Raw genomic sequence first — 14,146 nt, forward strand, 5'->3', positions numbered from 1 at the left:
CTTATCTTTCAAATAATAGTCTTTTTCCAGCACGAATATCTTTTACTTTAAAAGCATTGTAAACTAATTGTCCGTTGACAAAAGTATGGGTAATTCTCGATTTAAAAGTATAGCCTTCAAATGGAGACCAACCGCATTTAGCAAAAATATTTTCTTTTTTCACTCCCCATGGCAAACCGGAATTTACAATTACTAAATCGGCATAATATCCTTCTTTAATAAAACCTCGTTTTTCTATTTTGAAAATCTTAGCCGGATTGTGACACATTTTTTCCACTATTTTCTCAATGCTTATTTTACCCTGATGGTATGCCTCAAACATAGCTACAACTGCATGCTGCACTAATGGTCCTCCGGATGGTGCTTTTAAATAAGGCTGCTTTTTCTCTTCCAGTGTGTGCGGTGCATGATCAGTAGCAATCACATCAATCCTGTCATCATTCAAAGCTTTCCACAGCGCTTCTCGGTCATGAGCTGTTTTTACCGCCGGATTCCATTTAATAAAATTGCCTTTGGTTGCATAATCATCATTGGTAAACCATAAATGATGCACACATACCTCAGCAGTAATTTTCTTTTCTTCTAATGGAATTTTATTGGTAAACAAATCCATTTCTTTAGCGGTAGACAAGTGAAAAATATGCAAACGGGCTCCTGTTTTTTTAGCCAGTTCAATTGCTTTTGAAGAAGACAAATAACAGGCTTCTTCGCTTCTTATTAAATGATGAACAGTTACCGGAACATCATCACCATATTCCGCAATATATTTTTCAGTATTGGCTCTGATAGTGGCTTCATCTTCACAGTGCACAGCAATTAAAAGCGGTGTACTTGAAAATATTTTTTCCAGTGTAGCTTCATTATCCACCAGCATATTTCCTGTTGACGAACCTAAGAATATCTTAATTCCGGCAACATTTTTAGGATTCGTCTTCAGAACTTCTTCTAAATTATCATTAGTAGCTCCCATCATAAACGAATAATTCGCATACGATTTTTGGGATGCTAATTGGTATTTCTCCTCTAAAATTTCCTGAGTAACCGCATTAGGCACCGTATTAGGCTGTTCTATAAAAGAAGTAATCCCTCCGGCAACAGCGGCACGGGACTCTGATTCAATATCACCTTTATGTGTCAAACCCGGCTCTCTAAAATGCACCTGATCATCAATAGCACCCGGAATTAAATAATTCCCTTCGGCGTCTATAATTTTACAATCGGATGATTTGGCACTAATGCTTTCTGAAATCTCAACAATTAAGTCATTCTCAATTAATACATCGCCTTCAAAAATTACTCCTTCATTTACTATTTTGGCATTCTTAATTAAAACCCTGTTCATTGTCATTATATTATAATCTGTTAACTAATTTTTTTAACCGAAGCGAAATCACTCCAAAAACAGCTTCTACTATTATGGAATTACTCATTTTAGACTGTCCTTTGGTTCTGTCTGTAAAAATAATGGGCACTTCGGCAATATTGAATTTATTACAAAAAGTACGGTATTTCATCTCTATCTGAAAAGCATAACCCACGAATTTTATCTTATCCAGATTTATTTTCTCCAAAACAGACCGTTTATAACAAACAAAACCTGCCGTAGCATCATGAATCATCATCCCGGTAATCATTCGTACATAAACCGAAGCAAAATATGACATTAACACACGGCTAAGCGGCCAGTTCACGACATTTACACCTGTGACATAACGGGAGCCAATGGCTAAATCAGCATCCCCAAAATGACAGGCATTGTATAATTTTTCTAAATCATTTGGATTATGCGAAAAATCAGCATCCATCTCAAAAATGAATTCATAATCATGAGCCAGAGCCCATTTAAAACCATGTACATAAGCGGTTCCTAAACCTGATTTTTGCTTTCTGTTTTCTAGAAATAAGCGTCCTTCAAATTCAGTTTGTAATAACCGAACCTTATCAGCCGTATGATCTGGAGAATTATCATCCACTATAAGAACGTGAAAAATCTTGTGTTGTGAAAGTACCGCTCTAATGATACTTTCGATATTCTCAATTTCGTTATAGGTTGGAATTATAACAATACAATTATTCATATTTCTGGAAATTTCAACGCAAAAGTAACCTTTTTATAGCATTTGATTCATAATAATATTATAATAAAAATATTGATATAAAATTTTACTAATTTTGCTTTCGCTATGACAGACTACCTCTTACATCCGAGAATCACCGAAAACAAAGACTGGGCTACCCTTTTATTTGTTTTGGCTTTTGCTATTATTGCATTCACTAAATCGGCTTACGGAAATCGATTTGGCGATTTTATCAATCTCATCTTCTCGGATAAATATTCTAAAGTGTATCGTGACAGCAGCCAGTTAAAAAGCAGCTTTACCATCTCCTTATTTTTTGTACAGGTGATTTCTTTTGCTTTTTTTATTCAGATTTCTTTAAGCATTTTTGGATATGCTTCAAAAACGGACTGGTTACTTTATATTCAGATTATCACTTTTCTTATCTTTTTCATTTTATCAAAGTTTTTAGTCGAAAAAATCATTGCGACAACTTTCAATATTGAAGAATTTGTAGAGCAATTTAACCTTCAGAAAATCACTTATCGCACTTATATTGGTATTATTATTTTACCTGTGAATATTATATTATTCTACTACAACACTGTTTCACAGAATATTCCTATAGCAATAATCGCCGTAATACTTATGCTAAGCGTTCTGACTTATTCTATTTCAATAAAAAAATATCAAAAATTAATATTCAGTAAGTTGTTTTATTTTATTTTATATCTTTGCACTCTCGAAATAGCTCCCTATTTTTTCATGTATTATTTGTTTACAAAAGGGAGCGCTTAGAAAATGTTAAAATATGAAAGTCAAAACAATTTTGGTATCGCAACCAGAGCCTAAAGTAGAGAATTCACCTTACTTTGAACTCCAACAAAAACATAAAATCAAAATTGATTTCCGCCCTTTTATACACATAGAAGGAGTTAGCGCAAAAGAAATTAGACTTCAAAAAATTGATCTCAACAATTTTTCTGCTATTATTTTAACCAGTAGAAATGCTGTTGACCACTTTTTTAGAGTGGCGGAAGAAATGCGTTTTAAAATCCCGGAAGGTTTAAAATATTTTTGCCAGTCGGAAGCAGTAGCTTTTTACCTTCAAAAATACGTAGTATACAGAAAACGTAAAATTTATGTTGGAGCAAAAGATTTTGCCGACTTATCTCCTTTGATTAAAAAATACAAAGACGAAAAATTCCTGTTACCAGCCTCAGATCAGCTAAATGCTGACGCTCCAATTACTTTAGACAACCTGAAAGTAGACTGGACTCAGGCCACTTTCTACAGAACAGTAATGAGTGATTTATCTGATTTAGCAGATGTTTATTATGATGTTCTGGCTTTCTTTAGCCCAACAGGAATTAAATCATTATATAAAAACTTCCCGGATTTCAAGCAAAACAATACCAGAATTGCTGTTTTTGGAAGCACTACTCAAAAAGAAGCTTTAGACCACGGATTAAGAATTGATATTCTTGCTCCTGCACCGGGCACACCTTCTATGACTATGGCATTAGAAAAATACATTGCTGAAGCTAATAAAGCGAAGTAATCATACCGATACAATATAACACAAGACCATCTCATTTTTTTTGAGATGGCTTTTTTATTTTATTGCTCTCCGATTCGTTTTTTAAGTATTTTTGATTAACAACCAAAAATTAACTCAAACAATGAAAAGAAAAATTCAGCTCATTATGCTAATACTGCCGTTATCTATGCTGTTTATCAATTGCAGCAGCGTCCGAAAAAACAATTCAGGATATGTTGACATTAAAAAGATAAGTTATAGCAGCGACATCAAACCTCTTATTGAAAATAGCTGTACGCCATGCCACATTCCTCCACAAGGAAAAAAAGAAGCTTTTGACAGCTATGAACATGTAAAAGAAAATATTGACGCTATCATTTCGCGTGTGAGACTGCCACAGGATGATCGTAAATTTATGCCTCCTGTAAATAAAAAACCTCCTTTGACTGACGCTCAGGTAGCCGTTCTGATAGAGTGGCAGCAACAAAATATGCCGGAATAAAGATTCAATGGTAATTTTTAAATGCAGAAAAATAAAAATCCAAATTCCAATTAATCACTAATTATTGGAATTTGGATTTTATATTTTGAAATTGATTTTTGAAACCGCTATTGCTATTGAATTTCTTAATCCCTCCTGTTTCCTCCCATGTAAATGGAAAGATAGTACAATAAGGTTGCTATAGAACCTATGGCAGCTACCAGATAAGTACGTGCTGCCCATTTTAACGAATCTTCTGCTCCGGCATATTCTGCAGGATTAAGCATGTTTTTTGTTTTAAGCCAGGCCAGAGCACGATTACTGGCATCATATTCTACAGGCAAAGTAACAATCGAAAACAAAGTAGTCGCCGCAAACAGGATAATTCCAAAAAGCAACAGCCCCGGAAACGTTTCCAGCATAATAATCCCGGCTAATAATATCCACTGCATGAAATTCGAAGCTACATTAACAAACGGAACCAGTTTAGAACGCATAGTGAGCCATTCATAACCCACGGCGTGCTGAACCGCATGACCACATTCGTGAGCTGCCACAGCTGCGGCAGCCGCATTACGCTCATTGTAGACCGCCTCACTTAAATTTACTGTTTTATCCACCGGATTGTAATGATCTGTCAATCGTCCCGGAGTCGAAATTACCTTTACATCATAGATTCCGTTATCGTGTAGCATTTTGGTAGCAATCTCTGCACCACTCATATTGTTTTGCAAATGCAACTGCGAATAATGCTCAAACTTGCTCTTTAATCTCGAACTTACTAACCAGCTAAAGAGCATGATCACTCCCGCCAGAATTAAATAACCACTTCCCATATTTTGATCGTTTTAGTTTTGTTTTCCTAAACAAACAGCAAATTATACACCAAATTAAAAAAATGTCAGTTTGACAGCTGTTAAAAATGTATTAAATTGCCATTTCAAAAACAAAATTCCAAACCCCAATTACACTTCGACAAGCTCAGTGTAACAATTGGAATTTGGAATTTATCCCGAAACTTCGGGCAATGTCATTATGTTAAGTAAGATACACCTTGTTTTGTCATTCCGAAGAATGAGGAATCACACTAGCTGCTCACGTTATGTGATTTCTCCCTCTGGTCGAAATGACACAAAATACACTTAACTTAATGACATTGAAATTGAAATTGCGATTGATTCGGTTAGCCAACCAAATTGATAATTTTCCCCGGAACAATAATCACCTTATTTGGCGTTCTGCCATCTAATTGTTTTTGAGTTCTTTCGTCATTCATTACGATTTCCTCGATTTGTTCTTTGGTCAAATCCAAAGGCAATTTGATAGTGAATCGCATTTTTCCGTTGAAGGAAACCGGATATTCTTTCTCTGATTCTACCAAATGTTTTTCTTCGAATTTTGGAAAAGGAACAGTTGCAATAGAACCTTCATGTCCTAATTGAGACCACAATTCTTCTGCTATATGTGGCGCATAAGACGAAATCACAACAGCCAATGGTTCCAAAATAGCACGAGAATGACAATTTTGAGCCGACAATTCATTCACACAAATCATAAACTGAGAAACCGAAGTATTGAAAGAGAAATTCTCAATATCTTCTGAAACTTTCTTAATGGTTTTATGTAAGCTTTTCAGGTTGTCTTTGGTTGGTTCGTCATTAGTAACAATCAAACCATTGTCATCAAAATACAATCGCCATAATTTTTTAAGGAAACCAAAAACTCCCGAAATACCAGCTGTATTCCATGGTTTTGCCTGTTCCAATGGTCCCAAGAACATTTCGTATAAACGCAAAGTATCTGCACCGTATTCAGCACAAATATCATCTGGTGTTACAACATTGTATTTCGATTTTGACATTTTTTCGACTTCGCGAGAAACAAAAAACTTGTCATCTTTAGTTATAAACTTAGCATCTCTAAAATGATAATCTTTATTTTTCAATTGCTCAAAATCTAATTCATCATTCCCATTTACATAACTAACAGGAACATGTAATCTATAAGTTTTCAACTGAGATAAAGGTGAAAATGCAACATTATATTTATCTGTAGTAAAACCATTTTCTTCTAACTCTTTAATAACTGGAGTTACGAATTCATCCGAAAATTCCACATATAATTCATCGGATTTTTTTAAATCTGAGACAATATCAGAAGAAAAATATGTGTCTTTTATTATTTCTATTTTGCTAATTATTTCATTAATGCTTTTATAATTCTCGTCACTTTCTGTTATTTGAACATTTAAATTCTTGAAGTTTTCATTATCAGATTTCTTAGAAACTATTAATTTAAAACCTATCATATTTACAAAAGCACTCGTCCCCAAAATCATTCCCTGATTGATCAGTTTTTTGAATGGTTCTTCTGTTGGTGCAAAACCTTTGTCTTTTAAAAATTTGTTCCAAAAACGGGAATACAATAAGTGTCCGGTTGCATGTTCGCTTCCTCCAATGTATAAATCCACAGATTCCCAATACTTCAAAGCTTCTGCAGAAGCAAATTCAGTATCATTATGTGAATCCATATAACGCATCCAGTACCATGAACTTCCTGCCCAACCCGGCATGGTATTTAATTCCAATGGAAAAACAGTCACATGATCTATCAACTCACAACTCACAACCGACAACTTTTCAGTGTCCCAAGCCCAAACAGTAGCGTTTCCTAACGGAGGCAAACCATCTTCTGTTGGTAAATATTTCTCAACTTCCGGTAAAATGATTGGCAAATGTTGTGCATCAATCATTTGTGGCAAACCATTTACATAATAAACCGGGAATGGCTCTCCCCAATAACGCTGACGGGAGAAAACCGCATCACGCAAACGGTAATTGATTTTCCCATAACCCTGGTTGATTTTTTCTAATTCGGCAATTACTTTTTGAGTTCCGTCTTTGTAACCCATACCATTTAAGAAATCGGAATTCACTAATTGGAAACCTTCTTTAGCACCAAAAGCCGCTTCTGAAATGTCTTTATCTACAATATTTTTAATTTCCGGCATTCCGTTAGTTCCTTTGAAGAAATTAGCAAAAGCATAATCTCTTTCGTCTCCGCAAGGAACCGCCATTACAGCTCCTGTTCCATAACCCGCTAAAACGTAATCCCCAATCCAAACCGGAATAGGTTCTTTAGTAAACGGATGTTCGGCATAAGCACCTGTAAATACTCCCGAAATGGTTTTTACATCCGCCATACGCTCTCTTTCAGAACGTTTAGCCGTTTTTTCGATATAGGCCTCAACAGCCGCTTTTTGTTCAGCAGTTGTGATTTGAGTTACCAATTCGTGCTCCGGTGCCAAAGTCATAAAAGTCACTCCGAAGATAGTATCAGGTCTAGTCGTAAATACATCGATAGTTGCTGGTTGTTGGTTGTTGGTTGTTGGAACCACATGGAAAGCAACCATCGCTCCAACCGATTTTCCAATCCAGTTTCTTTGTGATTCTTTAATCGATTCGCTCCAGTCAATATCGTTCAACCCTTGCAATAAACGCTCTGCATAAGCCGAAATTCGCATACTCCATTGGGTCATTTTTTTACGCACCACAGGAAAACCGCCTCGTTCTGAAACACCGTTTACGATTTCGTCATTCGCTAAAACCGTTCCCAATCCCGGACACCAGTTTACTTCCGTTTCTGCCAAATAAGTCAATCTGTATTGCAACAGGATTTTCTCCTGAGTATCTTTTGCGAAAGCGTTCCACTCAGCAGCCGTAAAAGCTTCGATGTTATCATCGCAAACAGCATTTACGCTTGAATTTCCTGTTGTCTCGAAAATGGCAATCAAAGTCGAAATATCCTCTGCTTTATCCGTTTCTTTATTGTACCAGGAATTGAATAATTGGATAAAAATCCACTGCGTATGCTTGTAATAATCCGGATTTGATGTGCGCACTTCTCTGTCCCAATCAAATGAAAAACCGATTTTATCCAATTGCTTACGGTAACCTGCAATTTGGTTTCCTTCTTTATCCACTCCTCCGTCAATATTCACCCGGGTGGTATCTTCCGGACGTTGTCCGGTTTGAATCGCATATTGTTCGGCCGGCAGTCCAAAACTGTCATAACCCATGGGGTGCAACACATTAAAACCCTGATGTCTTTTATATCTGGAATACACATCCGAAGCAATATATCCCAGCGGATGTCCTACGTGCAATCCCGCTCCCGACGGATAAGGAAACATATCTAAAACGTAATGTTTTGGTTTAGCTGAATTATTTTCGGCTGCAAAAGTTTTATTGTCAGCCCAGTATTGTTGCCATCTGGCTTCGATTTCGTTCGGATTGTATTTCATTTTTCGAGTTGCTAAGCTATAAAGTAGCTAAGTTTCTAAGTTTTAGTAAATAAAATTATGAGGTCGCAAATTTACGTTTATTGTACGGGCTATAAAAATTATTTTATTTAGAATAAAAAAAATCATAGTTACGTATTTTTATACGTAAAAATACTTATTTTTGCACTGTGTTTTAAAAAACATAACCATGGCCAATAAAAAATATAAAATAGAAGTTCGTCTTTGGATAGAAGAAACAGAAGGTCCTTTTCTTGGAATTGGAAAAATCTGGCTTTTAGAAAACATTCGAAAAACGGGTTCCATTACTAATGCCGCCAAAGAAATGAAAATGGCTTATCGGCAAGCCTGGCAACTGGTAAAGGAAATGAATCAGCGAGCCGAAAGTCCTTTAGTAGAAAAAATATTAGGCGGAAAAGGCGGTGGCGGTGCCCGTTTGACTTCTGCCGGAGAAAAAGCCATTGTTACTTTTTATGAAATAGAAAAGCGAATTAAAGATTTTGCTGAAAAAGAAAATAAAAATCTAAAATTTTAAAAACACATAAATCTGCTTCATACATTTATGAAAAAATCGATTATTCTTTGCTTCTTAGCTGTATTTGCTTTTCTTCCTGTCGTAAGAATGAAAGCTCAGGACAATGCAGCTTTTACGAGGTTATTTGTTCAAAAAAAATTGATTACTCAAAGAGAAGCCGACTCTATACTGACAGCTACAGAAATAACTAAAAAAGGAAGTTCAGAAAATAAAGATTTCAGCATTAAATTGGAATTCAGACCCCGATTTGAATACCGGGACGGTTACAAACAATTGCGAACAGCCGATAGCAAAGCGGCTTATTTTACTTCGCAAAGAAGCCGATTGAACTTTAATTACGAACAGCCAAAATTCAAATTCCATACTTCGATTCAGGATATCCGTGTTTGGGGACAATACGGACAAACTTCTGCATCGGGTTCCCTGAATGTATTTGAAGCTTATGTTGAAACTGGAATTTCAAATCATTTCTCGATAAAATTAGGTCGTCAGAAAGTAGAATTAGATAACGGCAGAATTTTCTCAGCAGCCAACTGGAGTCAGGCAGCGAGAGCACATGACGGAATTAATCTGACTTTCAACAACAATACGATTCATTCGGAATTGATAACTTCTTTTAACCAAACTTCCGAACGTATTTTTGATACCGATTTTTCACCAACAACTTTCACCAACTACAAATTGCTAAACGTTCATTATCTAAAAGCGAAACTGAATAAAAATTTCAGTCTGACAACAATGAATGCTGCCGATAGTTACCAAAGTAAAACCAATAGCAATACGCTCTACACTCGTGGAACTTCTGGAGGACGACTGGATTTTGAAAAAGGCAATTTATATTTAACCCTGAGCGGTTTTTACCAATACGGTCAATTACAAAGCGGAAACCGTATTTCGGCTTATTATTTACAACCAGAAATTCAGTTAAAAACCAATAAACTTGGTACACGTTTAGGAGCAGAAATCACGAGCGGTGATAATGCCGAAAAATCAACTACAATTTCCAAATCCTTCGTGCCGCTTTATGGAGTAGCCTGGAAATTCATGGGAAATATGGACTATTTTACGTCCTTTCCTTCTGATGTAAAAAATGGAGGTTTAATTAATCCGTATTTATTTTTTACTTATGATTTAAATAATAAAATAAGTCTGCGTTCTGATTTTCATTTGTTTTACTTAGCTAATAAAGTCAAAAATAATCTGGACCAAAACATCAATCCGTATTTGGGTTTTGAAAATGATTTATCAGCCCACTACAAATGCAATTCTTTTACCCTAATTGATTTTGGATTTTCGTACATGGCAGCCGAAAAAAGCATGGAAACCCTGAAATCAGGAAACAGCAACATCACCCCAGTTTGGAGCTACGTGATGGTAACTTTTAAACCCGAATTGTTCCACCTTAAAAAATAATTTTCATGGATTACAGCCCTATTTTAATACTATTTCTATTAGCATTGGTTGCATTTTTATATTCATCTGTAGGTCATGGCGGTGCCAGTGGCTACTTAGCTATTATGACAATGGCAGGTGTAGCTCCCGTTATGATGAAACAATCGGCATTAGTGATGAATTTAGCTGTATCGCTATTCTCATTTATTGGTTTTTACAGAGCAGGTGCTTTTAGGTTAAAATTATTTCTGCCTTTTGTGATTGCAAGTATTCCGATGGCTTTTTTAGGAGGCAGTATGAGCTTACCGGATACTATCTATAAAAAAATATTAGGTATTTGTATCTTCATTTCAATTATCAGGCTCGTATATCAATTTGAAGAAAAAAATGAACCCAATCGGGAAATCCCTCTTTGGGCAGGACTTTTTTCAGGGGGCAGTATCGGACTGCTCTCCGGACTATTAGGTATTGGTGGCGGTATTATTCTTAGCCCGTTAATGCTTTTAATGCGTTGGTCAAAATTAAAAGAAACCGCAGCTGTATCGGCTTTATTTATTTTTGTCAATTCGATTTCCGGACTTTATGGGCAAATTCAAAAAGGAGGTTTCTACTTATCCGAAGATTTACAAATAGCCGTTCTGGCTACCATCATTGGGGGTTTATTAGGCTCTCATTTTGGAAGCCAAAAATTCAACACTAAAACATTAAAATACCTCCTCGCTCTTGGACTGACAATTGCAGGCCTGAAGTTACTTTTCACTTAAGTCTCTTTTTTGAAATTTATTTAAATTAAAAAAAATCTCTGTCCAAACCTAAAGAGAGGAAAACCTCTTGAAATTGACCAAAATCACCCCCTTTATGGTTTGGGAGATGTTTTTGATGATATTAAAACAGGCTCTGGCAATAATATTTTTAAAATCCCGGTTTTATTATAAGAAAATTAAAACTTTGAACGTTATTAACTTCATATTAAAGAAATACTTTATTATTTTTACCCCATAATTAAAGTAAGCTATGAGTTCTTCATTTGATAAGTTTCAAAAACGCAGGTTAATTTCCTCTTATTTTTCGGTAGTATTGAGTATATTCTTAGTGTTATTTCTGCTGGGAACATTAGGACTTTTTATTATTAATTCTAAAAAGTTAGCAGACGATTTTAAAGAAAAAATTGCCATGACGGTTTTCTTTAAAAACGAAGCTAATGACACTATCTTAAAAAGTTTTGGAGCCGAATTAAAAAAAGCTCCTTATGCAAAATCCATTACGTATGTCAGTAAGGAAGCCGCAGCTAAACAGCATACGGATATCATTGGTGAGGATTTTTTAACTTTCTTAGGCGAAAATCCATTGCAGAATTCTTATGACATCCATATCAAAGCTTTGTATGTAGAAAAAGATTCTGTGGCTAAAATAGAGCAAAAATTACGTACTAACCCAATGATTTCAGACATTGTTTATGACAAACAATTAGTAAATCTGGTAAATGAAAACATAAGAAAAGTAAGTATGTGGATTTTAGTAATCAGTGGATTCCTTACTTTCATAGCTGTATTACTAATCAATAGTTCACTGAGACTTTCGATTTATTCAAACCGTTTTATTATCAAAACCATGCAGATGGTAGGTGCTACAAAAGCATTCATCAGAAAACCATTTGTAATGCGAAGCGTAAAATTAGGAATGCTTGGAGCTGCATTAGCAATTTTAGCATTAATTGGACTTTTATCTTATGTAAATGCTAACTTTCCAGAACTGGGAATCGTAGAAGATAAGACTTTGATTGTATTGGTTTTTGCTGCTGTTTTCGGATTTGGCGTTTTAATCACCTGGTTAAGTACTCATTTTGCTACCCAGCGATTCTTAAACCTCAGAACTGACGATCTTTATTAATTTCAGATTGCAAATTCAGATTTTAGAATTAGAAATAATAACTTAAAAAAAACGGAATGAGATTGCTTCGTTCCTCGCAATAAAAAATGAAAGACGATAAACACGAATTTTTATTTGACAAAGTAAACTACAAAATCCTTTTGATAGGAATTGGAGTAATTGCCCTTGGATTTATTTTAATGTCAGGTGGCGGCAGTGATGACCCAAAAGTGTACAGCGACGCTATCTTTAATTTCAGGAGAATTCGATTAGCGCCTACTACTGTTTTAATTGGTTTTGGAATTACTATTTATGCCATTTTAAAAAATCCAAAGAAATAGTATTCAGTGTTCAGTATTTAGTGATCATTTAGTAACAACTAAAATCTGAATTCTAAAATCTAAAATCTAAATTAAATGAATACATTACAAGCTATTGTTCTTGCAATAATAGAAGGAATTACTGAGTTTCTTCCTGTTTCTTCTACCGGACACATGATTATCGCTTCTTCCTTTTACGGAATTGCACAGGACGATTTTACAAAACTTTTTACTATCGTCATCCAGTTAGGAGCGATACTTTCAGTTGTAATTCTTTATTTCAGACGCTTTTTTCAATCTTTTGATTTCTATTTTAAATTATTGGTTGCCTTTATTCCTGCGGTAGTTTTAGGCTTATTGTTAAGTGATTTTATCGATGGTTTATTAGAAAATCCGGTAACGGTTGCCATTTCGCTTTTAATTGGAGGGATTATTCTGCTAAAGGTAGACGACTGGTTTAACAATCCTGATACTACCGAAACTTCACAGGAAATCAGTTATTCACAAGCCATCAAAATTGGTTTTTTCCAGTGTTTAGCCATGATTCCGGGAGTTTCCCGAAGTGGAGCCAGTATTGTGGGAGGAATGTCTCAAAAATTATCCAGAACATCAGCAGCCGAATTTTCTTTTTTTCTGGCTGTACCTACCATGTTTGGAGCTACTGCAAAAAAATGCTATGATTATTACAAAGACGGTTTTGTATTAACTGATGAGCAAACTAACTTGTTAATTATTGGCAATGTGGTTGCTTTTATTGTAGCACTTTTAGCTATTAAAACCTTCATTGGATTTTTAACGAAAAACGGATTTAAAGTTTTTGGTTATTACCGAATAATTGCCGGAATCGCTTTGTTATTGATTCACTTTTTTATTCATCCGCTTAGCATATTATAATGACAACCGAAGAATATTTAGACGGACAAATTTTACTGATAGACAAACCTTTAAAATGGAGTTCGTTTCAGGCAGTTAATAAATTAAAATACCTGCTGATTAACAAAGTGGGATTGCCTAAAAAGTTCAAAATAGGTCATGCAGGAACTTTAGATCCACTAGCCACAGGATTACTTTTAATCTGCACCGGAAAGTTTACCAAAAAAATTGCTGAACTTCAGGGACAGGCCAAAGAATATACGGGAACGTTTCACATAGGAGCCACTACTCCATCTTATGATTTAGAAACCGAAATTGATGCCACTTTCCCAACAGCACATATTGATGAGGCTCTAATTCACGAAACGGTGAAACAGTTTTTAGGTGAAATTGACCAAAAACCACCTATTTTTTCGGCAATTAAAAAAGACGGAAAACGCCTGTATGAACATGCCCGTGCCGGTGAAGAAATAGAAATTTCCAGCAGAAAAACCACCATTCACGAATTTGAAATCACCCGAATTGCACTTCCTGAAATCGACTTCAGAGTCGTTTGCAGCAAAGGAACTTACATTCGTTCACTGGCATTTGATTTTGGGAAAGCCCTGAATTCCGGTTCGCACTTAACCGTTCTAAGACGAACAAAAATTGGCGATTTTGATGTAAAAAATGCGATTGATGTTAACTTGTTTGAAGAAAGTTTAGGATTAAATGCTAAGTGAAATCATTCTGTAGAAACAAAATATAGAAGGCTATGATTAAATTCATAGCTTTTTTTA

At 35.3% G+C, this 14,146-nt stretch carries 14 protein-coding genes; 10 read left to right on the top strand and 4 right to left on the bottom strand.

Features of this window, described 5'->3' with window-relative positions; all coding sequences use genetic code 11:
- Position 1: 1 nt before the first annotated feature.
- On the bottom strand, positions 2 to 1,342 hold the full coding sequence (locus ABS764_RS02935; RefSeq protein ID WP_408079811.1) for a dihydroorotase: 1,341 nt from the start codon (positions 1,340 to 1,342) through the stop codon (positions 2 to 4).
- Between the two features lie 10 nt (positions 1,343 to 1,352).
- On the bottom strand, positions 1,353 to 2,078 hold the full coding sequence (locus ABS764_RS02940; RefSeq protein WP_408079813.1) for a polyprenol monophosphomannose synthase: 726 nt from the start codon (positions 2,076 to 2,078) through the stop codon (positions 1,353 to 1,355).
- Positions 2,079 to 2,183: 105 nt separating this feature from the next.
- On the opposite strand from ABS764_RS02940, the gene ABS764_RS02945 reads away from it, so the two are divergent.
- From ABS764_RS02945 to ABS764_RS02955, 3 genes are all read left to right on the top strand, one after another.
- The gene (locus ABS764_RS02945) at positions 2,184 to 2,855 is read left to right on the top strand and encodes a DUF4271 domain-containing protein (RefSeq protein ID WP_408079815.1); all 672 of its coding nucleotides are present in this window, start codon (positions 2,184 to 2,186) and stop codon (positions 2,853 to 2,855) included.
- Between the two features lie 13 nt (positions 2,856 to 2,868).
- Entirely contained in the window at positions 2,869 to 3,618 is a 750-nt protein-coding gene (locus ABS764_RS02950) for a uroporphyrinogen-III synthase (protein ID WP_408079817.1), read from the top strand.
- A gap of 121 nt (positions 3,619 to 3,739) precedes the next feature.
- Positions 3,740 to 4,099, top strand: a complete 360-nt coding sequence (locus tag ABS764_RS02955; protein WP_408079819.1) for a hypothetical protein — start codon at positions 3,740 to 3,742, stop codon at positions 4,097 to 4,099.
- Positions 4,100 to 4,224: 125 nt separating this feature from the next.
- Here ABS764_RS02955 and ABS764_RS02960 read toward each other — a convergent pair whose 3' ends face one another.
- Both ABS764_RS02960 and ABS764_RS02965 read right to left on the bottom strand, forming a co-directional pair.
- A complete protein-coding gene (locus tag ABS764_RS02960) occupies positions 4,225 to 4,914 on the bottom strand; it encodes a zinc metallopeptidase (protein WP_408079821.1) in 690 nt (229 codons plus the stop codon).
- Between the two features lie 347 nt (positions 4,915 to 5,261).
- Positions 5,262 to 8,381 carry a leucine--tRNA ligase gene (locus ABS764_RS02965; protein WP_408079823.1) on the bottom strand — a complete coding sequence of 1,040 codons (3,120 nt, stop codon included), beginning with the start codon at positions 8,379 to 8,381 and terminating at the stop codon, positions 5,262 to 5,264.
- Positions 8,382 to 8,568: 187 nt separating this feature from the next.
- Here ABS764_RS02965 and ABS764_RS02970 point away from each other — a divergent pair, with 187 nt between their 5' ends.
- The 7 genes from ABS764_RS02970 (at position 8,569) to truB (ending at position 14,089) form a co-directional block, all read left to right on the top strand.
- Positions 8,569 to 8,913 carry a winged helix-turn-helix domain-containing protein gene (locus ABS764_RS02970; protein WP_408079825.1) on the top strand — a complete coding sequence of 115 codons (345 nt, stop codon included), beginning with the start codon at positions 8,569 to 8,571 and terminating at the stop codon, positions 8,911 to 8,913.
- A gap of 27 nt (positions 8,914 to 8,940) precedes the next feature.
- On the top strand, positions 8,941 to 10,326 hold the full coding sequence (locus tag ABS764_RS02975; RefSeq protein ID WP_408079827.1) for an alginate export family protein: 1,386 nt from the start codon (positions 8,941 to 8,943) through the stop codon (positions 10,324 to 10,326).
- 5 nt (positions 10,327 to 10,331) lie between these two features.
- The gene (locus tag ABS764_RS02980; protein ID WP_408079829.1) at positions 10,332 to 11,069 is read left to right on the top strand and encodes a sulfite exporter TauE/SafE family protein; all 738 of its coding nucleotides are present in this window, start codon (positions 10,332 to 10,334) and stop codon (positions 11,067 to 11,069) included.
- Between the two features lie 250 nt (positions 11,070 to 11,319).
- Positions 11,320 to 12,195 carry a cell division protein FtsX gene (locus ABS764_RS02985; RefSeq protein ID WP_408079831.1) on the top strand — a complete coding sequence of 292 codons (876 nt, stop codon included), beginning with the start codon at positions 11,320 to 11,322 and terminating at the stop codon, positions 12,193 to 12,195.
- Positions 12,196 to 12,281: 86 nt separating this feature from the next.
- On the top strand, positions 12,282 to 12,515 hold the full coding sequence (locus tag ABS764_RS02990; protein ID WP_408079833.1) for a DUF3098 domain-containing protein: 234 nt from the start codon (positions 12,282 to 12,284) through the stop codon (positions 12,513 to 12,515).
- 75 nt (positions 12,516 to 12,590) lie between these two features.
- On the top strand, positions 12,591 to 13,388 hold the full coding sequence (locus ABS764_RS02995) for an undecaprenyl-diphosphate phosphatase (RefSeq protein WP_408079835.1): 798 nt from the start codon (positions 12,591 to 12,593) through the stop codon (positions 13,386 to 13,388).
- Entirely contained in the window at positions 13,388 to 14,089 is a 702-nt protein-coding gene (gene truB, locus ABS764_RS03000; RefSeq protein WP_408079837.1) for a tRNA pseudouridine(55) synthase TruB, read from the top strand. Before ABS764_RS02995 ends, truB begins: the two co-directional genes overlap by 1 nt.
- Positions 14,090 to 14,146 lie beyond the last annotated feature (57 nt).

The sequence above is a fragment of the Flavobacterium plantiphilum genome, from assembly GCF_046000495.1.
GTDB lineage: Bacteria > Bacteroidota > Bacteroidia > Flavobacteriales > Flavobacteriaceae > Flavobacterium > Flavobacterium plantiphilum.

Excerpts from the sequence above, each read along its gene's own strand:
- ABS764_RS02935 (WP_408079811.1), bottom strand. The coding sequence starts at position 1,342 with ATGAACAGGGTTTTAATTAAGAATGCCAAAATAGTAAATGAAGGAGTA.
- ABS764_RS02940 (WP_408079813.1), bottom strand. The coding sequence starts at position 2,078 with ATGAATAATTGTATTGTTATAATTCCAACCTATAACGAAATTGAGAAT.
- ABS764_RS02945 (WP_408079815.1), top strand. The coding sequence starts at position 2,184 with ATGACAGACTACCTCTTACATCCGAGAATCACCGAAAACAAAGACTGG.
- ABS764_RS02950 (WP_408079817.1), top strand. The coding sequence starts at position 2,869 with ATGAAAGTCAAAACAATTTTGGTATCGCAACCAGAGCCTAAAGTAGAG.
- ABS764_RS02955 (WP_408079819.1), top strand. The coding sequence starts at position 3,740 with ATGAAAAGAAAAATTCAGCTCATTATGCTAATACTGCCGTTATCTATG.
- ABS764_RS02960 (WP_408079821.1), bottom strand. The coding sequence starts at position 4,914 with ATGGGAAGTGGTTATTTAATTCTGGCGGGAGTGATCATGCTCTTTAGC.
- ABS764_RS02965 (WP_408079823.1), bottom strand. The coding sequence starts at position 8,381 with ATGAAATACAATCCGAACGAAATCGAAGCCAGATGGCAACAATACTGG.
- ABS764_RS02970 (WP_408079825.1), top strand. The coding sequence starts at position 8,569 with ATGGCCAATAAAAAATATAAAATAGAAGTTCGTCTTTGGATAGAAGAA.
- ABS764_RS02975 (WP_408079827.1), top strand. The coding sequence starts at position 8,941 with ATGAAAAAATCGATTATTCTTTGCTTCTTAGCTGTATTTGCTTTTCTT.
- ABS764_RS02980 (WP_408079829.1), top strand. The coding sequence starts at position 10,332 with ATGGATTACAGCCCTATTTTAATACTATTTCTATTAGCATTGGTTGCA.
- ABS764_RS02985 (WP_408079831.1), top strand. The coding sequence starts at position 11,320 with ATGAGTTCTTCATTTGATAAGTTTCAAAAACGCAGGTTAATTTCCTCT.
- ABS764_RS02990 (WP_408079833.1), top strand. The coding sequence starts at position 12,282 with ATGAAAGACGATAAACACGAATTTTTATTTGACAAAGTAAACTACAAA.
- ABS764_RS02995 (WP_408079835.1), top strand. The coding sequence starts at position 12,591 with ATGAATACATTACAAGCTATTGTTCTTGCAATAATAGAAGGAATTACT.
- truB (WP_408079837.1), top strand. The coding sequence starts at position 13,388 with ATGACAACCGAAGAATATTTAGACGGACAAATTTTACTGATAGACAAA.